We start from the raw sequence: 19,940 nt of genomic DNA on the forward strand, positions 1-19,940 counted from the left end.
TCTGAGACAACAACATTTATTTACAAAATGAATCCGGCGCAAAGCCTTGCTACGCCTGGCCTGAAGGCAACCTGCGCTAGCGGAGGCAATTTTTGCCATTGTGAAGGATTGCCAAAGCGTAATAAGTGCTATATGGTACGCCCCCTGCGCTCACCCCAGCGGATGGAGATAGCATCGCTATCACCGACGTTTCATTGAAGCATGTCTTATCGGTAAACGATTGACGCCGATAATTCGGAGGTTCTCTGAAAATGAGTGCGGAATTGATTATTTCAGGTGTGGATATTGATGAATGACATCTTTACCCACATTGAATAGGGCTTTTGGGAAGGGCTTGGAAAATAATGCAACAAAACGCGGTACGAATGAAAAGAGTACTTACAGCCCCCGCGCTGGTATTCTTTGGACTGGCCTATATGGTTCCCCTCGGCATCTTTACTACCTACGGACAAGTCACCGTACTTAGCGAAGGCCATCTGCCCGTAGCTTACGTGATTACGCTCGCTGCGGTTCTGTTCACAGCACTCAGCTACTGTCGTATGACCAGCGCGCTCCCACTGTCGGGTTCAGCCTACTCTTACGTACAAAAGACCTTTGGCGGCAATCTGGGCTTTCTGGTCGGCTGGACTCAGCTGCTCGACTACCTGTTTTTGCCGATCATTAACTACATCGCTATCGGCATCTATATGCACGAGGCTTTCCCCTCGATACCGATGAGCGTCATTATCTGCAGTACGATTTTCGTCGTGACCATGCTGAACATTCTCGGCATCAAACTCGTCACAATGATGAACATGCTGATCATCGTTATGCAGCTCGTCTTTATCGGCATCTTCTTATATCTTTGCGTGAAGACTTCATTCACCTTCGATCCGGAAGTTCTGCTGCGGCCGATTCTGTTCGCGACAGATCAGGTCTCAGGCCTGTTTGCCGGTGCGGCGGTGCTGTGCCTCGCCTTCCTGGGCTTTGACGCCATTTCAACCATGGCCGAAGAGACGAAGGACGCCAAACGCGCCCTGCCGCGTGCGATTATGTACACCGTATTTATCGCCGGCGCGCTGTTTATCGTCATCTCCTACTTCGCCCACTTGACCTACCCGGCGTGGCAGGACTTCATTCCGAACGCGGACACCGCCAGCATTGAGGTGATGAAACGCGTAGGCGGAACGATGCTGGCGTTCAGCTTCATCATGGCTTACGTGATCGGCGTTTTCGCTTCGGCCATGACGTCTCAGGCAAGCATCGTACGCATCTTTTACGCCATGGGCCGCGAAGGCGTACTGCCCAAGTCGGTATTTGCCTATATACACCCGAAGCTGCAGACGCCGGTGCTGTCGATTATCTTCGTCGGCCTGGTCTCGCTGTTCTCTCTGGTGCTGTCGCTCGGCATGGTTGCGTCAATGATAAGCTTCGGCGCGCTTATCGCCTTCACGTTCGTCAACCTGTCGGTTATCAAGCACTTTATCATCGACAGCAAAGAGCGCCACGGCGTGAAAAAGCTGTTTACCTGTCTGGTGCTGCCTTCCATCGGCGTACTGCTCACGCTGTGGCTCTGGACCAGTCTTGATAAAGAAGCGCTGACGGTGGGAATTATCTGGCTAGCGATAGGTACGGCGTATCTCACGTTTATTACGCGCGGCTTCCGCAAGACGCCGCCGTCAATCTCCGCTGAAGAAGTCGATCTGATTATCGGCTAATCCGCCTGCGGTTACGCTAGTAAAGCCTAACGGGGGGAATTCAGTTTCCCCCCGTTTTACTATTTAAGACACCCGCCCTGTCGCGGGAAACGCCGGTAGCCCTGTCGCCCTGCCGGTGGGTATCAACATTGACATAAGTGGACTTTCGATAATGACGAAAACCGTGGCCGACGCCATTTATCATAATGGCTATATCTATACTGCCGACGCGCAAAACCGCGTTGTCGACGCTATCGCTATCGCAGCGGGTAAAGTGCTTGCCTGTGGCAGCGTCGAAGAGATGGGTCAATTCGCCGGCTCACATACCGAGCAAATCGATTTACAGGGAAGAATGATGATGCCGGGCATCATCGATGGCCATATGCATCCCTTCTGGGGCGGTGAACAGCTTTCCGGATGCCACCTAAACTATGAATCGCTCACTATCGAACAAATTCTTGAGCGCGTGCAGCAGCACCTGGACAAAGACGTATTAAAAGGCGAAAACGACTGGCTGAAAGTAACCGCCTGGCTTCGTCAGGGCATGCTGCCCGCGGGCGTTAACATGTACCGTTCGGACATGGACCGCCTAAACACCAAGCGTCCCGTTATCCTGTTTTCCAACGACTGCCACACTCTGCTGGCAAACAGCCGGGCGCTGGAGCTATTTGGCATCGATAAAAACGCGCCGGAGCCGAGCGACGGCAAAATCGGCAAAGACGAAAACGGCGAACTTAACGGCATTCTGGAAGACGCGCCCGCCATGCGCGCCGCCGACAGCATTCCGTCTCTCAACGCCGCTCAGGCCGTCAAGGTTGCCGCCATGGTGCAGCGCGAGCTGAACAAACAGGGCGTAACCGCCGTCATGGACGCCCGCGTTTCCCCCCTTCAACTGGACGCTTTCAGCGAGCTGCAAAAGTCCGGCGAGCTGACGGTTCGTTTCCAAGCGGCGAAAGAAATTACGCCGGACGACGCCTACAGCGTTGAAGCGGTCGGTAAAGCGGTGGATAACGCCGTAGCCTTCGCAAACCGCTACCATCAGGCCGAGTGGACGCCGGCGCCGGGCATTGGCCTGCGCAACATCAAGATGTTTGTCGACGGCGTGCTTCAGCCGCCGACCATGACCGCCTCGCTGCTTGAGCCCTACACCATCAACTTCGGAACCGAAGCTGAACCAAACTGGCAAAAGACCGAACGCTACGGCGATCTCTACTTCACGCCGGAGATCCTCGACGAGCTGATGGTGAAAATCGCAGCCGCAGGCTTTGATCCTCATCTTCATACGGTCGGCGAAGGCGCAGTGTCCATTGCCCTGGATGCTATTGAAAAGATGCGAGCGGCCCATCCCGGTAAGGACATCCGTCCCGGTTTGGCCCACAACGAGCTGGTTCACGAGAAAGACTATGAGCGCTTTGCCCGCCTTGGCGCTATCGCCTGCCTGTCCTTCCAGTGGGCTGCGCCGACGGCGGAGCTTATCGCCGCGGAAACCATGATGCTGGGAGAAAAGCGCATGGAAAACCTGGAGCCCATCGCCAAATTTGTTGACGCCGGCGCGGTCGTCGCCTTCGGCAGCGACTGGCCAATCGACGCGCTGGACGAGTGGTTCGACCTGAAAGTTGCCGCTACCCGTCAGGGCCGTACGGTAAATGGCGTAACGCCGCCGCGTCTGGATAACGATCGCAATCTGACCGTAACCGAAGTTTTACGTTCAGCGACTATCGACTCAGCCTACGCTCAGCATCGAGAAGACGTTATCGGCTCTCTGGAACCCGGCAAGTTCGCCGACATGATCGTACTTGACCGCAACGTGTTCCAAATTCCCGCGGCCGACATCGAGAACGTGAAGGTGCTTTGCACCGTCGTGGGTGGAAAGACCGTATACCGCGCGGAATAATGCGCATCGAGTAGCTAATAAATAAAAAACCGCCCCTGCGTTTTCGCAGAGGCGGTTTTTTACATTTGCAGAAAAGCTATGCCCTACTTGGCGGGAGCAATCACGCCCTCTTCAACGACTTTATCCAGCGTCATGATCATCACCACCGTACGGGGAACGAAGGTGCGCACGTCGGCACGCTCGTTTTCCAGATCGTGCGCATTGCTGGTCTCTACGCCCAGACCATCGATGGTAGGAATGTAGCGAGAGGTAAAGTTGCCGATAGAAACGCCGCCGGTCGCCCATTCAACCACGTTGGCGCCGTACTGCTTGTGGGCAATGCTCTTGTAAATATCCGCAAGCTTGGCCGCCTGAGGCGTTTTTTCCATTGCTGGCATGGAGTTTGACGGCCCAACCAGCGTTACCTTCGCCCCCTTCACGGTCGGCGACGCGGCAATCTTTTTAAGTTCGGCGTCGATTCTGTCGCGATCCGCGCTCTTGAAGCCGCGAATATCCAGCTTGGCGTAGGCATCTTTCGGAATGGCGTTGACCTTGGTATTGCCCGTTTTGATAACGCCGACGTTGATAGTAATCTCAGGCAGGAACTGGCCATGGTCGACAACGCCGCGCTTTTTCAGCGCCTCGGCGGTGTAATCAGCGGGGTTTCCCGGCAGCGGCGTCGCCAGCTTCATGATGCGGGTAATCTGATTAGCCAGCTCAACGGTTGCGCTGGCGCTTGACTGCGCGCTGTTGCCCGCGTGCCCCGTCAGCCCTTCGACGTTGATTTCATAGTTCACCACCCACTTACGCTGGGTGTTCATGCCCCATCCGGTCGGAGAAGAGTCGACGGACAGCGTCAGGTCGTGGCGCTTGGCCAGCTCTTCGAGGATCTTGTCTTCCGTTGCGGAGCCGGTTTCTTCTTCAGCGTCAAAGTAGAAGGTCATCTCGGCAAAATTAGTGAAGCCGAGCTGCTTGAGCGATTTGGCAAAGTGAAGCAGCTGCGCAACGGATGCCTTGCTGTCCCCAGCCCCTGGCCCTTTCACTAGCCCGGTAGACTCATCATAGCCGTAGGGCTGCTTTGCCAGGCTGCCGACCGGCTGTACGGTATCCGTATGCCCCAGAAGCAGCACGCGCAGCTTGCCGTTGCCCTTAATATTGGCGATAACGTGAGTTCCCTGTTCGTTCTGGCGAAACTCGACCTGATAACCCAGCGCTTCAAACTGCGCCTTCACCCATTCGGCCATTTTTTTGCTGCCTTCCAGATTACCGGTAGGCGATTCAATTTCAGTAATCGTTTTATGATCGGCCAGATAGGCGGGGAACGCGTCGCCGACCACCTGCTTGACGCGCTCGGCCTCCAGCGCGGCAAAAGAGGAAAAACTCAGGCCCAACAGCAAAGGCGCCACCGCCAGCTTATGCATTTTCACTTACTTGATTCTCCGTATCGTTATTGTTGTTTTTTCGCCGATGGTAACGAATGTTCCACATTGGCGAATTTTTATGTTTATATCATGGCAAATGGTGAATATAAATTTATTTTTAATGACAAATAAATCATAAGAGCAAATATTGAACATACCGAGAATGGATGGGATGCGGTGGCTGACAAACGCCTGTAAAGGTGTTCCATCAGAAAAGACAAAGCCTCTTGGCTAAATGCCAAAAGGCTTTGACGTTACGTCAGGTTAAAACCTCAAGCGGATACTGGTTCACCTTTCGGAGGATCGAACGCCGTTACCGCTAGCGCCGGGCCGGTATATTTCTCAACGGAAACCAGCGAAGTATTGCAAGAACAGCTGTTGGCCAGTTGGGAGGATGGAATATCGTCTGTCAGCACGTTAGCGCCGCCGTTCTTACAAATTCCCGTCGCCGGATCCAGATCGGGCCAGGCCCCTTCGTGAATACAAACGACGCCCGGCTTAATGCCGTCGGTAACCACCGCGCCGACCAATACTTGGCCGCGATCGTTATACGCACGAACCAGATCGCCGTTAGCGATGCCACGCGCTTTAGCATCGTCAGCATTAATCACGATAGGTTCGCGACCGGCTACGGCATACTGCTCTCGCAGCGTCGCATAGTTTAGCTGGCTGTGTAGACGATGTGGCGGATGCGAAGTAATAAGCTGCAGCTGTCCCTCTTTTGCCGAGCCTTTCCATTCCTTAGGTTCAAGCCAAGCCGGGTGCGCCGGGCAGTCCTTATAGCCGAAGCCTTCAATGGTCTTGGAGTAGATTTCTATCTTGCCGCTCGGCGTCCCCAGCGGGTTCATTACCGGATCGGCGCGGAACTCGGCGTAGCGCACGAACTTTGCGTTTTTGTCGCTCTTGCGCATTTCAATCAGCTTGTTTTCCTGCCAGAACTGGCTGAACATCGGCATCGCCACGCGTTGAGCGCGTGCGCCCTTCTGCGCTGCGTCATAGAACTCTTTCAGCCAATCCATCTCCTCTTTGCCTTCGGTAAAGACCTTGCGGCCGCCAGCCTTGAGCAGCTCGGTCATATCGGCAAACACGTCAAAGTCGTTGCGCGACTCGTACATCGGAGGAACAACCTGCTTCATCGGCACCAGGTGCTGGTTACTGTAGTCGCCGCTCATGGTCAAGTCGTTGCGCTCAAACGAGGTGGTGATCGGCAGCACGATGTCCGCATGCTTGGCCGCTGCCGTCCAGTAGCATTCAGAGATTACGATCATCTCCGGCTTCTGCCAGGCCTTGATCAGACGGTTAGTGTCCTGATGGTGGGTAAAGTTCGCGCCGCCGGTCCACCAAATCATCTTGATGTCAGGAAGCGTAACTTCATGGCCGTTATGCTGAATTTTTGTATTTGGCTTTTCCAGCGCATCGACGATACGCGCTACCGGAAAACTCGCGACGACTTCAGTCACCGGCCAGTCACTCCCCGCCGCGACAGAAGAGGACATTGACGGCAACACGCCGCCGACGCGAGTTGGATTGCCCCCATTCGCATAGTGGAAGGAGAAGCCAAAACCGCCGCCTTCAGTACCGATCTGGCCCAGCATCGCCGCCAGCGTCACCAGCATCCAATGTTTCTGTTCGCCGTACTGCTGGCGCTGAATACCCCAACCGCCCATGATCATAGTGCGGTTCTTGCTGAAAATTTCCGCCAGCAGCTCAAGCTGCTCGGCCGGCACGCCGCAGATCTCAGCCGCCCAGGCCGCGGTCTTCGGCGTCTTGTCGGTTTTGCCCAACAGGTACTCTTCGAACTTGTCGTAACCGGTGGTGTACTTATCCAGAAACGCCTTATCGTGCATCGACTTGGTGACCAGCGTATGGGCAATACCCAGCATCATCGCTACGTCGGTACCGACGTGAGGCGCAATCCACTGAGCGTTATCACCGAAAAATTCAATCGTTTCAGAGCGCATCGGGTCAATGGCGATCACTTTCTTGCCCGAGCTTTTGAGCTGGTTAAAAAACTCCAGCCCCTGCTCATCGGTAATCGAATACGCCGCTTTCAGCGTATTGAGCGGGTTAACGCCCCACAGCACCACAACCTGAGAATGCTCTAGGATCAGCGGATAAGAGGTCTGCTGTTCGTAAACCTCAACGGAACCCACCACGTGTGCCATAATGACCTGCGCCGCGCCCGTTGAATAGTCTCCCATATAGCCACAATAACCGCCCGCCAGGCTCATATAGCGCTGCATCAACGGTTGCGCCTTGTGGAGTACGCCGCTGGAACGCCATCCTGGCGCACCGGCATATATGGACGCAGGGCCGTACGCCTTACGAATACGCATATGCTGCTCATGAATGAGTTTATACGCCTCATCCCAGGAGACGCGGACAAACTCGTCGCTGCCGCGCTTGCCGTCCGGCGTGGTTGGGTTCGCCATAAAGCCCTTGCGCACCATCGGATACTTGATGCGCGCTTTAGTATAAAGCTGATCGACCACGGTCGATTGCATGCTGTTTGGTATCGTCTTCGCCAATGCGCCTTTGGAAGAAACCGCCTTCCCGTCTTTGACCTCTACGTACATTGCCCCCCAGTGAGCGGCTGTCAGTACGGTTCCGGCAGGGGCCTCGGCCCATGCCGGAAGAGGGATTGCTGAGGATATCGCCATAGCCCCAGCCGTTACTCCTGCACCCTTAATAAAACCTCGACGCGTTACGTTCATAGGTTATCCTCTTTTATTATTAATAATGACTTCATGTCTTACTTCTTACTTATTTTCTTACTGTTTCATGTCCTTCGCGTTGTACTGGAAGTATCGGGTCAAAATGTCCAAATTCTGTGGCGTAATGTCCGTCCGGTCCCCCATACCTTTGGCTACGGCAGGCCAGGCGTTAACGGTATAGTGTTTAGATGAAATCTTGGCGTGGCAGCCGGAGCAGTAAACGGTGTCCAGATTTTCCGCATAGCCCCACAGCGCTTTTCTGTCGGCCAATACCGGCTCGGTAATCGTTCCCGCCAGGCTGACCGGGCGCCACTCGTTGCCATAATCATCCTTAACGTAGTCGCCCTGCACCTTCAGCGCCGCCTGCCCTGCTTCGCTTAAGCTTGCGAGGATCAGACGCTGGCCTTTTTCCAGATAGATAACCTGCTCTGCACCCTTCATCTGGGAGCCCCTCAGTTCCACTTCACGCGTAGCACCGTTTGCCTTCATTACCTTCAGCGCAGTAGCCGGGTACACGGTCGCCAGGTCGCCCATTTTGACGGGCGTCGCCGGATAGACCACTTTGGCGTCGGCAGCGGTTTGCTTGGCGACATTCATCACTTCGTCCAGCGCCTTATCGTCCATTTTGATTTCCGGTGGGAAGTGAGCAACGCCCTTGTGGCAGTCGATGCAGGTCTGCCTCTCTTTGATACCAAGATTGTGCATCTTCTGCGCGTCCTGACTTTGCGAAGCAAGATCCATAGCATCAAAGGTGTGGCAGGAGCGGCAGGTGGCGGAGTCGTTCGCCTTTAGCTGGTCCCAAACGGTCTGGGCCATCGCCAAACGATGCTCTTCATAAAGCTCCGGCGTGTCGATTTTTTTACTGACGAACTGGTGGTAGACGTCTTTGCTGGCCTTCATCTTGGCGACGAAGAAGTCGAGAGGCGCTTGAGGAATATGACAGTCGGAACACTCGGCGCGAATGCCTTTCTGATTTTTGAAGTGGACGGAGCCCTGATACTCCTCATACGGCGCCTGCATGGTGTGGCAGGAGAGGCAGAAGCTGGTTTCTGACGTTTTGTGCAGCATATAAGAACTGCCGCCAAATCCGAGTACGCCAATAACGATCCCTAATATAATGCCAAAGGCAAGCCTGGACTTCCTTATTTTCATAATAAAGCTCTTCTCTTTCATTAATAAAATGCCCATGATTGAATATGACAGTCGGGCTATAAATAACAGATCTAACTTCTATTGATTTTTACAGGCGGGAATTGAAGATGGATATATTTGACATATAAAAACTACTTTACATATAAAATCATTTTTAACTTCCTTGTGCCTGACGGAATCACCAGAAGGATCACATAGGCTATCTCCCTTTTATTCTCATGGCCATAAAAATTTGTTATTTATTGATATCAAACAATAATTATTAGTAATGATTGTTATTATTGTGAATTAAATTAAATCAAATGAATGTGATATTCATCACAATTTTTCAGAAACGGATGTTTTCCATAGTGTATTAAAATGTGTTGATAAAAAAACATTTGAATCACAAAATAACAACAGCACGAAGATTAAAACCGTATAAATATATCTAACCTCCTTATGGTCAGCATTAATAATTTATAATAAAAAACAGTCAGGTGCTCTCAACATATAATTTCACCTGAATTCATTTTTATCATTTATGAAGCCCTATATAAAACGGCCCGACAAATTTGCCAGGCCGCCGATAGAGAAAAGAAAAGTAATTACGCCAGAACGGCGGCAAACGCCTGCGCGACGCGATCGACGTTACGACCATTAAGCCCCGTCAGGCACATACGCCCGTTTCTGACCAGATAGATGGCGTGCTCTTCTTTCAGACGATCGACCTGTTCAGGCGAAAGGCCGGTATAGCTGAACATGCCGGTCTGCTTCACCAAATAAGAAGCATCCAGACCCGGCAGCGTTTCGGCCATCACGTCAACCATTCGCTGGCGCATGGCCAAAATGCGGGTACGCATCTGCGCCACTTCGTCTACCCACACGGCCTTCAACTCCGGGTCGGACAGCACGGTAGCGACGATCTGCGCCCCGTTAATCGGCGGGCTGGAATAGTTGCGGCGCACCGTTGCCTTGAGCTGCCCCTGAACTCTGGCAGCCTCGTCGGCGCTGTCGCAGAATACCGATAGCCCGCCGCAGCGCTCGCCGTAAAGCGAGAAGTTTTTAGAGTAGGAGTTAGACAGCAGGCAAGGAATACCGGCGTCAGCCGCAGCGCGAATGGCGTAGGCGTCTTCGTCCAGGCCTTTGCTAAATCCCTGATAGGCGATGTCCATAAAGGCGATAAGGCCACGGTTGGCCAGTACGGCGATGACGCGATCCCACTGCGCGGGAGAAATATCGGCGCCGGTCGGGTTATGGCAGCACGGATGCAGCAGAACGATGCTTTTTGGCGGCAGCGTTTCCAACGTCGCTAGCATTTGCTCAAAATCCACGCCGCCGGTCTTGCTGTCAAAATAGGGATAGCGGTTAACCTTAATGCCTGCCCCCTCGAAAATCGCTACGTGGTTATCCCAAGTGGGGTTGCTCACCCACACCTGAGAATCGGGGAAATAGGCCTTAAGAAAGTCAGCTCCAACCTTCAAGGCGCCGGAGCCGCCCAGCGTCTGGATTGTCGCTACGCGCTTCGCCTCAAGCGCTGCGCTCTCTTTTCCCAACAGCAGGCGTTGGGTTACGGCCTGATAGGCCGGCATGCCGTCCATCGGCAGATAGAGCAGCGGCGTATCCCGCTGCTTAAACAGGCGCTCCCTGGCTTCGGCAACGGAACTCAGCACCGGCACCCTTCCCTGCTCATCATAGTAAAGGCCGATGCTCAGATTGACCTTATTCTGCCGCTCGTCTTTAGAAAACGCTTCCATCAGGGACAGTATTGGATCCCCGGCATACGCATTAACATGTTCAAACATTCCTTACCCCTTTCCTTATATGTATAGACGGCAGGCTCATTTACGCCGTTTTTAATCTTTCAGACCTTCGCCCCTACGAAACACGTTCCATTCTAATACCATAAGAGCCCGCCAGAGCGATAGCCCCGCCGCTAATAATGTTCAGAAATCGTTTCTCTTTTTGGCCTTCATGCTACCCTTTAGACGATACCGCACGGTAAATCGTAAACCGCAAGCGGTATACAGCAACGTTTACTTCAATCCTTATTCAGGAGCTTTGAGCCTATATTTATGGATGCGCAAAACCAGCAACGCCATCAGCTGCGCCAGCAGAAAATCAAGCAGCAGGTCGACAAGCGCATCGCCGACGCAACCGAGTCGCGCGGGCTGCTTATCGTTTTCACCGGCAACGGAAAAGGCAAGAGCACCGCGGCCTTTGGTACGGTGACCCGTGCCGTAGGACACGGTCAGCGAGCCGGCGTCGTTCAATTTATCAAGGGCGAATGGCCGTGCGGCGAACGTGACCTTTTGGCAAAGTGCGGGGTGGAGTTTCAGGTTATGTCTACCGGTTTTACCTGGGAAACCCAAAATAAAGAAACGGACCGTCAGGCTGCGCAGGAAGTCTGGCAGCACGCCAAGCGCATGTTGAGCGACAGCGACCTTGACCTGGTCGTGCTCGATGAGCTCACCTATATGGTCGCCTACGGCTATGTCGATCTTAATGAAGTCATCGACGCCGTTCACCGTCGCCCGACAGAACAAACCGTCATCGTTACCGGTCGCGGCTGCCATCGCACTCTGCTCGACATGGCCGATACGGTTAGCGAAATGCGTCCGATAAAACACGCGTTCGATAGCGGATTAGCGGCACGACGCGGCATTGACTGGTAGAAACGACGATAGCCAGCCTTTTTCACCGGCTGGCTATCGAAAAACGGCTTAAAAATACCTCGTTAAGTTAAATCAATAATGCAGGCGATAACCGGTTGGCCGTCGACCTTCACCGGAGCCCCGCCCCGGTGTACCTTGTAACCTAATCCCCTGATCAGCCGCTCGACCGCCAGCGGTGAAACGGTAACGATGGTCGTGATGTTATACCTTGCCAAATAGTCTACCGATGCCTTTAATAGCCCTGCGGCTACCGTTGAAGAAAGGCTCCCTTTCTGCTTTTCTAAACTTGGCGCATTCAAATCCAGTGCGGAAAAGCGCGATATCTCCCAGATGAAGGGGGAATGAGGAGGTGGATTGCCGTTAAGCAGCTGGGGGAAAACTTCGCTGAGAAGATAAGGTTCGCTGGTAGGTAGAAGTCTTGAACATCCGACGATCTCTTTCTTTTCATTTCTGGCTACAACGTAAATGGTATCGGGCTTATCAAACTGATCCCTTTCGTATCCGACCGGGGTGTCCAGTTCCCAGCCCAATTTTTCGACAAAAACGCGATACCGATAGGCGGCCAGTTCATGTTCTAAACCGCGGGGTAGTGTGCTTGTAGAACCGGTTAAAAATTCCATTGTAAATGCTCCAATATTATTAACTGTTGGGAAAAAACATATTAATAACATCGCATTACCAATGGTAACCTGACAGTTTTACTAGCTATAAATCGCAATTCTCAGGTGATATGATGAAATATTTCGTGCTCCCATCTCATCGTATCAAGCTTACTGGTCAAAACTCGCTGCAGGTATTCTTCATCACAAAGGATAAGCCCTTCGCCTTCATATCGTTGAAAGGCTACGTTGCTAAACACCGGGCCGGATTTTACAAATCGACAGACTGCGTTTTCATAGCGCAGCTCCCAGTCCCATCCAAGAGATACTGTTGGGGAATCGCCGCTGACCCACTCCGTATAGCCGCCAATCGTTGTAACAACGCCTCCTGTAGAATGCAACCATTCTGGTTCTTCATAGGCGGCAGAATACAGATGAGAGAACTGAAGGTTGTAAAAATCATCCACGTTGATATACACGCGGCAATCCAGCCCACATCCTCTCTGTTCCACCTCTCGCTGACTCTCCAATGAACTCTCTCCTACGGTTTGCTGAGATCCTACATAACAAATGTGACTATTGTAACTTCCTTCGTTTACAGCTCTCAATTATGATATTAGTATGCTAGTAACCTTAATATGTCACTCGTTCAATTATTACCGTCGAGAATATGTAAAACCAGTTTTGTGAATTTGCACAATACTTATACTACCTATAGAGTAAGTAACACATTGGCTATATCGGTTATAATATAATGGCGTTTGGCGTTTCTCTTTGGCCTACCGCCTGTACAGCTACAAAAGGACTGATATTGAAAATCAATTTATATAAGACTTATGAGAGCCTATCAAAGTCTAAAAGTAAGGATGCATTTTTCTCTACGCTTCAAAAAGCGGCGCAGAATTTGGGATTCGAGTATTGCGCTTATGGCGTTAGATCTACCTATCCCGTTTCGTCTAATAAGACCCACGTGATAAATAATTATCCAGACGACTGGAACTTGACGTACCAGCTAAATAACTATTTTGAGATCGACCCTACCGTACATCACGGCCTGCGCTCTACCCAAGCCTTTTTGTGGGAGGAAAGCATCCACAAGGAAGCTCCCATATTTTGGGAAGAGGCGAAAGCCTTTGGTATCAATTATGGCATGTCGCAATCCCAGAAAGACGCCTTTGGCCGTATCGGCATGCTTTCCTTCGCCAGCGCAAACAACCATATGGACGCCAAAAGTCTGTTAGTCCATGCGCCTTCTCTTATCTGGCTTTCCCAGATAGCCCATGCCCGTCTGTCCGATTATTTAATGCCGCTGGAAAATGGTGAAACCGACTATCAGCTCACCAAGCGCGAGAAAGATATTCTGCGCTGGACTGCGGAAGGCAAAACGTCAAATGAGATTGCTATCGTTATGTCTATCAGCGACAGAACCGTTAATTTCCATATAAACAATATTATTAAGAAACTATCCGTTCCAAATAAAACCGCGGCGGCGGTAAAAGCGTTAGTACTTAATCTTCTTTAAGGCGCCTTATTGCCGAAAAAGAAAAACTCTTTTCCATTATCGGGATCAAAATATTCCTACGGACTCTCACGCCCGTCCAAACAAAATAGCATAATAATCTATATTATTAATTATAACGATCGAATCGATCGAATAAATCAATAAAAATAATAAATTAATTAAAACCCTCAAAACGCAATTGGCAGAAAGGTGAATTTTTTTCCCCACTTATTGGGCATTCGCACAATAATGCACGGCTACTTGGACAGTGCGATATCACCCGACGCCAGCGTTCCCATGTTTGCAGGAATTGCGCACGCAGCATCAATAATAGGAAACATCAGCGCCGCACCGCTGCCTTCTCCCAGTCTCATACCCATATTAAGCACCGGGTGCAGTTTCAACGCCGCTAACGCAATCAGCGTTCCTTTTTCAGCCGAAGAATGAGACGGCACTAAATAAGGATAGACCCGTGGCGTAATTTTCACCGCCGCCAGCGCCGCCGCATAGGAAAGAAATCCGTCCAGAACGACGGGGACGCCCGCTGCTGCCGCGCCGATAATGACGCCAGTCATGCCGCAGAGATCGAATCCCCCCACCTTCGCCAGAACGTCAACGCCGTCCTGCGCATCTGGGCGATTAACGGCTATCGCTCGGTTCACGACCTCAACCTTATGCTGCAACCGCCGCTCGGGAAAATTAGCGCCGACGCCCACCGTTAGCTCCGGCGCGGCGTGGCACATAACGCTAACCATTGCCGCCGCCGGCGTCGTGTTCGCCATCCCCAATTCGCCCACGCCAATCAGGCTTACGCCTTTCTCGACCTGCGCAATAGCCAGGTTCGCACACCGCTCGATTAAACAATATGCCTCATCGCGCCGCATCGCTGGCCCCATCGCAATATTGTCGCTTCCCTGTCTAACCCGAAAATCAAGCACGCGGTCAATCGTATCGCCCTTGATGCCGGTATCCACCAACAGCACCTCCGCGCCGGCCTGCTTCGCCAACACGTTTACGCCCGCCTTTTCCTCAACCATATTGACCATTTGCATGCGGGTAACGACCTGTGGCGCGCTCGATACGTCCTCATCATATACGCCATGATCGGCCGCCGTTACGATAATCTGTTTACGTGGGTAAGCGGGGGCAAGCGTATGGGATATCCCACTAAGCTGAATGGCTAACGACTCCAGCCTTCCGAGGCTACCAATCGGCTTAACCAGGCCGTTCAGGCGTTCCGCCATCCCCTTTTCACAGGCGTCGCTCGGTGTGTTAATCGCGTTAATAATGTGGTTAAGCGTTTGCATGTACGGTCGCCTTCATGTTGCGTTAAGCGTGCGGTAAGGCGTCAACGTTTAGCTGACGAACAACCGCGTGCCCTTGATGAATGTCCACGACGCTGTAAGCGCCGTGAGAAAAGGTGAAGTGCCAGAACGCGCTCGGCGGCATGTTCAATAGGGAAAGAAGAATACAGCGCAGCGTACCCTGGTGCCCGACGAACAGCACCGTTTCGAACGAGGCCTCTTCCGCACGTTTTAACCATGTACTAAAGGTCTGTGCAATACGCGCGGAAAAATGCTCAAAGCTTTCGCCCGCAGGCGGCGCGACGCTTTGCCAGTCGGCGCACCATTTTTCATAGTTCTCTGCGTCGTTAAGCGCAATTTCCTGATAGTGACGGTCTTCCCATTCGCCAAAGGCTATCTCGTTGAATCCTTCAATCGGCTCACAGCGCGCGTCCGGCGCAATCAGAGACGCCGTCTGACGGGTTCGCCGCAGGCCGCTCGCAACGGCGACGTCAAACGGCAGGTGGCCGATGGCTTTCGCCAAGCGCTTCCCCTGCTCTACGCCGCTTTCATTAAGTCCGTAATCGGTTAGGCCCGCATAAACGCCGCGTTGATTGACCTGCGTCTCGCCGTGGCGCACAAAGTAAATCCGCATCCGTCAGTGCGCCATCAGCAAAAGGAATACCAGTTCCGAAATTTCAATACCAGCGCCCACCGTATCTCCGGTTTGGCCGCCCAGCTTATTCTGAATCATGGCGCGATACACCAGTAGGAAAACGCCGCTTGCCGCCGCCATCAGCACGCCGTAGCCACCGGCGAAAAGGAACGTCAACATCGCCCCCAAAATAAGCGCCGTGTAAAATTCACCTGCGCTGATATTACCGATAAACAGATTTCCCATGCCGCTTTCTCTCGCATAGCGCTGCCGATACATCAGCAACGCGCCAAGCGAACGCCCGACCACGGGCGCGGCAATCAGTAGCCCGATAGCGGAAGGTTTACTTTCCGCTATCTGGTAAATCGCCAGCACGTGTAACACAACCTTAAAAATCAGCGCCAGCGCGCCCTGCGTGCCGATACGGCTGTCGCGCATAATTTCCAACATGCGTTCCCTGGGGCGGGAAGAGAAAATGCCGTCAGCCGTATCCGCCAGGCCGTCCAAGTGGAAAGCGCCGGTTATCATTGCGACGGTAAGCACCGCAAAGGCCGCCGCCAGCAGGTTCCCCCACCACAGTTGAGTGATTGAAAACACAAACGCGCTGCACAGGCCGACAACCAGTCCTGCGAGGGGAAACGCTTTAATCATTTGGCGATAGTCAGCGAGCGGGACCGGATCGGTATAGCGCCCAGGAACGGGGATTCGAGTAAGAAACTGTAGCGACAGTAAAAACAGCCTGAAGAATGCTCTCATGATAATTAACCCTTTATTTTTACCTCGATGCCGGACACCGTCAGGTAGACCTCGTCCGCCCGTTCCGCCATCTTTTGGTTGACTCGCCCGGCGATGTCGATAAACCGCCGCGACAGCGTATTATCCGGTACGACGCCCCACCCCAGTTCGTTAGTGACAATAATCACCTCGCCGTCCACCGTGCGGCAAGCCTCCAGCAGATCGTCAATTTCAACCGCCAGCCAGCGCTCCAGAGCCCCGTAGTCCAACGCCTGCGGATCTCGCCCGTCCGCCCAGTCAAACAGCAGGTTCGTCAGTAGGGTCGTCACGCATTCCAAAAGGATAACCGAATGGGTATTTGACCGTTCGCGCACCGCATCGCCCAACCGGCGATGGCCTTCATAAGTATGCCATCCCTGTGGCCTTGACCGCCTGTGGCGAGCAATCCTTTCCGCCATCTCTTCATCAGTAGGCAGCGCGGTCGCGATATACAGTACGTCTCGGCCGAGCCTTGCAGCCGCTTCGTTAGCCAGTCGCTCCGCCGTTTTGCTCTTTCCGCTTCGGGCTCCGCCGGTAATCAAAATCATAACCGCTCCACCGCGGCGGTTTGCCGCATAATGCGATAGATCCGTTCGATATCGATGCTGGCGCGCATCTGGCGCGCCAGCCTTTCGTACTCCTGCTCTTTGAAGGCGCTAAAGCTGCTATCCTGCGCAAGCGACGCGAGCCCTTTGCGCAGTCGAAGCCGGTTGAGCAACGTTCTGGCAAACGGCCCTTCGTCAAACAGGCCGTGCAGATAGCTGCCCATCACGTTGCCTTCCGCGTTTATCGCGCCGTCCGTCTCGCAAACGGCCGCTCCGTTACGGGCGTTCAGGCGGCAGAATGAAGATAAGGGCGCACAGCCCACCGTCTGCCCCATGTGAATTTCATAACCGGTAACAGGGATTTCACCAAGCGAGGAAAAAATGCCCGTTCCCTCCGGTGAATCAATTGTGGCACTCACCTGCGCCGTCGTTTTCTGCGGGAAAAAACGCGTCTCAATCGGCAGCACCCCCAGCCCCTCGCATTCCTCAATGCCGGACTCCACGCCGTCGAATACGCGCCGCCCCAGCATCTGATAGCCGCCGCAAATGCCCACGATCGGTACGCCGAGCGTAGAAAGCCTGCGTACCTCATCCGCCAATCCGCTGTCGTGCAGATAGTTCAGATCCCCTATCGTATTTTTACTTCCGGGAATAATCAGCAGATCCGGATAACCAATCGTCTCTCCGCGCGCCACATAGCGCAAAAGGACGTCAGGCTGAGCGGCCAGTGCATTAAAATCGGTGAAGTTAGACATATACGGCAGGTGAATGACGGCAACGTCCAGCTCTTCGCCTTTGGCTCGCCGCAGCTGTCGGTACTTGTTTTGGCTAACGCCTACGCTGTCCTCGTCTTCCAAAGACAGCGTCATAAACGGCATTACGCCCAGCACCGGTACGCCGGTCAGCTTTTCAATGGCGTCAACGCCGGGCGCCAGCAGTGCGATGTCGCCTCGAAACTTATTGATAATAACGCCCTTAATTCTGGCGCGTTCCTCTTCCGACAGCAAAGCCAGCGTGCCGTAAATGGCGGCAAAAACGCCGCCGCGATCGATATCGGCGACTAAAATAACCGGTGCATCGACTCGCTCGGCCAGCCCCATATTGACCAGATCGCCTTCGCGCAGGTTGATCTCCGCCGGGCTGCCTGCGCCTTCGATTACGATTGCGTCGAATTCATCCGCCAGGCTGCAGTAGGCCCGTTCAACGATTTCCATCAGGCGCGGTTTGCTCTGGTGGTAGCTTTGGGCTTCCATATCGCTAAGCGCTTTCCCCATCAGCACAACCTGGGCCCGACAGTCGCTGGTCGGCTTAAGCAATATGGGGTTCATTCGCACGTCGGGGGCAATGCCTGCGGCTTCGGCCTGAAAGATCTGGGCTCGCCCCATTTCTTCCCCGCTGGCCGTAATGCCTGAATTCAGCGCCATATTTTGCGATTTAAACGGCGCAACGCGAAGGCCATCCTGTCGGAAAATACGGCACAGGCCTGCGGTCAAGACGCTCTTACCAACGTCCGACGCGGTTCCCTGCAACATGATGGATAAGGTCATAAAAAGCGGCTACCCTTGCGCTAAGAAAAATACAAAATGAAAGCGTGGTCTCAACGTTAGAATACCGTTTTTTGCGCTACCGCCCAACTGACACAGCCAGCTATGGAGAAACGCGACCTCCTTAGTCATACTTCAAAAGAAAGTGTTATACAACTAAACGGAGCCTTTTCATGCCCTACGTTAACATCAAAATCACGCGCGAAGGCGCAACTCAGGAACAGAAAAAGCAGTTGATAGAAGGCGTCACCCAGCTTTTGGTGGACGTGCTGAATAAAAATCCGGCCACGACCGTCGTCGTGATTGACGAGGTCGATACCGACAACTGGGGTATCGGCGGCGTTCCCGTTACCGAGCTAAGAAAAATCCCGCGCTGAGTTAACCACCGTCGCGTTTTCTCGACCTAGCCCAAGCGTGGCGGTTTCAGGAAAGCATCGCGTCATCAACCGAATACTTAACGATGACGCGATTGTGGTACAGGCGCTCTGACGTCAGGATCTGCGGATCCTGCCCTTTGGTTGATATGTCCCGCCAGATCTCGTTGTGACGATACACCGCCTTCCCTTCGCGCACGAACCGGTGTTCCTTTTGATAAACGTGATATTTAACGTCTCTTTGCGCGGTACACAGCAGCTCGCCCTCCAGCTGATGTTCGGCGACGTTAAACACCAGTTGGAAGGTGTCTTGCGTTGGGTTATAGAGCACCAAATCGATATAGTTATAAAAAATGGCGGCGCCGGAGCCAAACGGCAAAATGCGCCCTTCGTCAGGGAAAGGATCGAAGCTGTGATTGGCTCGCTCAACCACCTTCAGCGGCGAATGCAGCGCCATCCAGTGAATCAGGTTGCTTAACTGGCAAATTCCGCCGCCGACGCCGCTCCTCGCTTCGCCAAACGACAGCTCCATGCCTTCCACAAAGCCGCGGCTGCGGGTGGGCTTCCCTACCAGTTTACAGAAAGAAAAGTACTCACCGGGGCCGATAACGATGCCGCTGGTCGCTGCCGTCGCCAGGCGCAGGTTAATCACTTTGTTATGCTGCAACGCCATGTCGCAGTCTCCCAGCCTGCGGATAAGCTTGGACGTATGCTTGATAAAGCGATATTCAAGGCGATTGGGATCGATGCGGCTTGCATACCGGCGAGAGGAGAAGCGCCAGCTTAACCGCCGAAACAGCCTGCGCTGTTCGACCCTTAGCCGATAAAGTACGGGATGATAAGAAGACAGCGGTTTGCGCACGGGAGTTAGTCCATTAACGGAAAGCGGTGAGGCATACTGGCCGACGTTTATGTGCTGGGCATGAAGTACGCCGGTCAAATCTCCTTTTTGGCGCGGTTCTTTGTTTCAAAAAGAAATAATGCCTTATACATCAAATTGTTTTATAGCATCTTCAGACATCTATCTCATAAACTGAAAGCAAACGTTTGCATTTTTACGAAAACGTTTGCTATACTACGCGCAGAAGATAAAAAAACGATGAAAACCGTCCTTTTGGTTGGTTTTATAAAAACTTAATCTCCCTGATTACGGTCGTGCCGCTACACTATGTGTA

General features: G+C 53.0%; 17 protein-coding genes. 5 read left to right on the top strand and 12 right to left on the bottom strand.

Annotation, left to right across the window (positions count from 1 at the left end):
* Positions 1 to 344 precede the first annotated feature (344 nt).
* Together V8L73_RS10870 and V8L73_RS10875 are read left to right on the top strand one after the other, a co-directional pair.
* A complete protein-coding gene (locus V8L73_RS10870; RefSeq protein ID WP_027273006.1) occupies positions 345 to 1,697 on the top strand; it encodes an APC family permease in 1,353 nt (450 codons plus the stop codon).
* 151 nt (positions 1,698 to 1,848) lie between these two features.
* Positions 1,849 to 3,570 (top strand): amidohydrolase, encoded by a 1,722-nt coding sequence (locus V8L73_RS10875; protein ID WP_347252985.1) that lies wholly within the window; start codon positions 1,849 to 1,851, stop codon positions 3,568 to 3,570.
* A gap of 83 nt (positions 3,571 to 3,653) precedes the next feature.
* On the opposite strand, the gene V8L73_RS10880 is transcribed toward V8L73_RS10875, so the two are convergent.
* The 4 genes from V8L73_RS10880 to V8L73_RS10895 all read right to left on the bottom strand — a co-directional run bounded on the left by V8L73_RS10880 (position 3,654) and on the right by V8L73_RS10895 (position 10,620).
* Positions 3,654 to 4,970 carry a M20/M25/M40 family metallo-hydrolase gene (locus V8L73_RS10880; protein WP_027273004.1) on the bottom strand — a complete coding sequence of 439 codons (1,317 nt, stop codon included), beginning with the start codon at positions 4,968 to 4,970 and terminating at the stop codon, positions 3,654 to 3,656.
* 272 nt (positions 4,971 to 5,242) lie between these two features.
* Positions 5,243 to 7,684 (bottom strand): trimethylamine-N-oxide reductase 2, encoded by a 2,442-nt coding sequence (locus tag V8L73_RS10885; RefSeq protein WP_027273003.1) that lies wholly within the window; start codon positions 7,682 to 7,684, stop codon positions 5,243 to 5,245.
* 57 nt (positions 7,685 to 7,741) lie between these two features.
* Complete coding sequence (locus V8L73_RS10890; RefSeq protein WP_347252986.1) at positions 7,742 to 8,836, bottom strand: NapC/NirT family cytochrome c; 1,095 nt, start codon at positions 8,834 to 8,836, stop codon at positions 7,742 to 7,744.
* A 587-nt stretch (positions 8,837 to 9,423) separates the two neighbouring features.
* Positions 9,424 to 10,620 (bottom strand): amino acid aminotransferase, encoded by a 1,197-nt coding sequence (locus tag V8L73_RS10895; RefSeq protein ID WP_347252987.1) that lies wholly within the window; start codon positions 10,618 to 10,620, stop codon positions 9,424 to 9,426.
* Positions 10,621 to 10,890: 270 nt separating this feature from the next.
* On the opposite strand from V8L73_RS10895, the gene cobO reads away from it, so the two are divergent.
* Entirely contained in the window at positions 10,891 to 11,490 is a 600-nt protein-coding gene (gene cobO, locus V8L73_RS10900) for a cob(I)yrinic acid a,c-diamide adenosyltransferase (RefSeq protein WP_347252988.1), read from the top strand.
* A gap of 62 nt (positions 11,491 to 11,552) precedes the next feature.
* Here the strand turns inward: cobO and V8L73_RS10905 are convergent, their stop codons facing one another.
* Positions 11,553 to 12,110, bottom strand: a complete 558-nt coding sequence (locus V8L73_RS10905; protein WP_027272999.1) for an acyl-homoserine-lactone synthase — start codon at positions 12,108 to 12,110, stop codon at positions 11,553 to 11,555.
* A 101-nt stretch (positions 12,111 to 12,211) separates the two neighbouring features.
* Entirely contained in the window at positions 12,212 to 12,619 is a 408-nt protein-coding gene (locus tag V8L73_RS10910; protein ID WP_071783227.1) for a DUF4902 domain-containing protein, read from the bottom strand.
* Positions 12,620 to 12,900: 281 nt separating this feature from the next.
* On the opposite strand from V8L73_RS10910, the gene V8L73_RS10915 reads away from it, so the two are divergent.
* On the top strand, positions 12,901 to 13,611 hold the full coding sequence (locus V8L73_RS10915) for an autoinducer binding domain-containing protein (protein ID WP_036023053.1): 711 nt from the start codon (positions 12,901 to 12,903) through the stop codon (positions 13,609 to 13,611).
* A gap of 236 nt (positions 13,612 to 13,847) precedes the next feature.
* On the opposite strand, the gene cobT is transcribed toward V8L73_RS10915, so the two are convergent.
* The 5 genes from cobT to V8L73_RS10940 are packed head-to-tail and all read right to left on the bottom strand — an operon-like array spanning position 13,848 to position 18,394.
* Positions 13,848 to 14,897 carry a nicotinate-nucleotide--dimethylbenzimidazole phosphoribosyltransferase gene (cobT, locus tag V8L73_RS10920; RefSeq protein WP_027272996.1) on the bottom strand — a complete coding sequence of 350 codons (1,050 nt, stop codon included), beginning with the start codon at positions 14,895 to 14,897 and terminating at the stop codon, positions 13,848 to 13,850.
* Between the two features lie 22 nt (positions 14,898 to 14,919).
* Positions 14,920 to 15,528 carry a histidine phosphatase family protein gene (locus V8L73_RS10925; protein WP_347252989.1) on the bottom strand — a complete coding sequence of 203 codons (609 nt, stop codon included), beginning with the start codon at positions 15,526 to 15,528 and terminating at the stop codon, positions 14,920 to 14,922.
* 3 nt (positions 15,529 to 15,531) lie between these two features.
* On the bottom strand, positions 15,532 to 16,284 hold the full coding sequence (cobS, locus tag V8L73_RS10930) for an adenosylcobinamide-GDP ribazoletransferase (RefSeq protein WP_036023052.1): 753 nt from the start codon (positions 16,282 to 16,284) through the stop codon (positions 15,532 to 15,534).
* 5 nt (positions 16,285 to 16,289) lie between these two features.
* The gene (gene cobU, locus V8L73_RS10935; RefSeq protein ID WP_261830834.1) at positions 16,290 to 16,850 is read right to left on the bottom strand and encodes a bifunctional adenosylcobinamide kinase/adenosylcobinamide-phosphate guanylyltransferase; all 561 of its coding nucleotides are present in this window, start codon (positions 16,848 to 16,850) and stop codon (positions 16,290 to 16,292) included.
* On the bottom strand, positions 16,847 to 18,394 hold the full coding sequence (locus tag V8L73_RS10940; RefSeq protein ID WP_347252990.1) for a cobyric acid synthase: 1,548 nt from the start codon (positions 18,392 to 18,394) through the stop codon (positions 16,847 to 16,849). Before V8L73_RS10940 ends, cobU begins: the two co-directional genes overlap by 4 nt.
* Before the next feature lie 170 nt (positions 18,395 to 18,564).
* On the opposite strand from V8L73_RS10940, the gene V8L73_RS10945 reads away from it, so the two are divergent.
* Entirely contained in the window at positions 18,565 to 18,768 is a 204-nt protein-coding gene (locus tag V8L73_RS10945; protein ID WP_027272991.1) for a 2-hydroxymuconate tautomerase family protein, read from the top strand.
* A 46-nt stretch (positions 18,769 to 18,814) separates the two neighbouring features.
* On the opposite strand, the gene V8L73_RS10950 is transcribed toward V8L73_RS10945, so the two are convergent.
* Positions 18,815 to 19,705 (bottom strand): VanW family protein, encoded by an 891-nt coding sequence (locus V8L73_RS10950; protein WP_347252991.1) that lies wholly within the window; start codon positions 19,703 to 19,705, stop codon positions 18,815 to 18,817.
* Positions 19,706 to 19,940 lie beyond the last annotated feature (235 nt).

Source organism: Leminorella grimontii (genome assembly GCF_039789245.1).
Classification (GTDB): Bacteria; Pseudomonadota; Gammaproteobacteria; order Enterobacterales; family Enterobacteriaceae; genus Leminorella; species Leminorella grimontii.

Excerpts from the sequence above, each read along its gene's own strand:
- cobO (WP_347252988.1), top strand. The coding sequence starts at position 10,891 with ATGGATGCGCAAAACCAGCAACGCCATCAGCTGCGCCAGCAGAAAATC.
- cobS (WP_036023052.1), bottom strand. The coding sequence starts at position 16,284 with ATGAGAGCATTCTTCAGGCTGTTTTTACTGTCGCTACAGTTTCTTACT.
- V8L73_RS10940 (WP_347252990.1), bottom strand. The coding sequence starts at position 18,394 with ATGACCTTATCCATCATGTTGCAGGGAACCGCGTCGGACGTTGGTAAG.
- V8L73_RS10885 (WP_027273003.1), bottom strand. The coding sequence starts at position 7,684 with ATGAACGTAACGCGTCGAGGTTTTATTAAGGGTGCAGGAGTAACGGCT.
- V8L73_RS10870 (WP_027273006.1), top strand. The coding sequence starts at position 345 with ATGCAACAAAACGCGGTACGAATGAAAAGAGTACTTACAGCCCCCGCG.
- V8L73_RS10880 (WP_027273004.1), bottom strand. The coding sequence starts at position 4,970 with ATGCATAAGCTGGCGGTGGCGCCTTTGCTGTTGGGCCTGAGTTTTTCC.
- V8L73_RS10895 (WP_347252987.1), bottom strand. The coding sequence starts at position 10,620 with ATGTTTGAACATGTTAATGCGTATGCCGGGGATCCAATACTGTCCCTG.
- cobU (WP_261830834.1), bottom strand. The coding sequence starts at position 16,850 with ATGATTTTGATTACCGGCGGAGCCCGAAGCGGAAAGAGCAAAACGGCG.
- cobT (WP_027272996.1), bottom strand. The coding sequence starts at position 14,897 with ATGCAAACGCTTAACCACATTATTAACGCGATTAACACACCGAGCGAC.
- V8L73_RS10925 (WP_347252989.1), bottom strand. The coding sequence starts at position 15,528 with ATGCGGATTTACTTTGTGCGCCACGGCGAGACGCAGGTCAATCAACGC.
- V8L73_RS10875 (WP_347252985.1), top strand. The coding sequence starts at position 1,849 with ATGACGAAAACCGTGGCCGACGCCATTTATCATAATGGCTATATCTAT.
- V8L73_RS10905 (WP_027272999.1), bottom strand. The coding sequence starts at position 12,110 with ATGGAATTTTTAACCGGTTCTACAAGCACACTACCCCGCGGTTTAGAA.
- V8L73_RS10945 (WP_027272991.1), top strand. The coding sequence starts at position 18,565 with ATGCCCTACGTTAACATCAAAATCACGCGCGAAGGCGCAACTCAGGAA.
- V8L73_RS10890 (WP_347252986.1), bottom strand. The coding sequence starts at position 8,836 with ATGAAAATAAGGAAGTCCAGGCTTGCCTTTGGCATTATATTAGGGATC.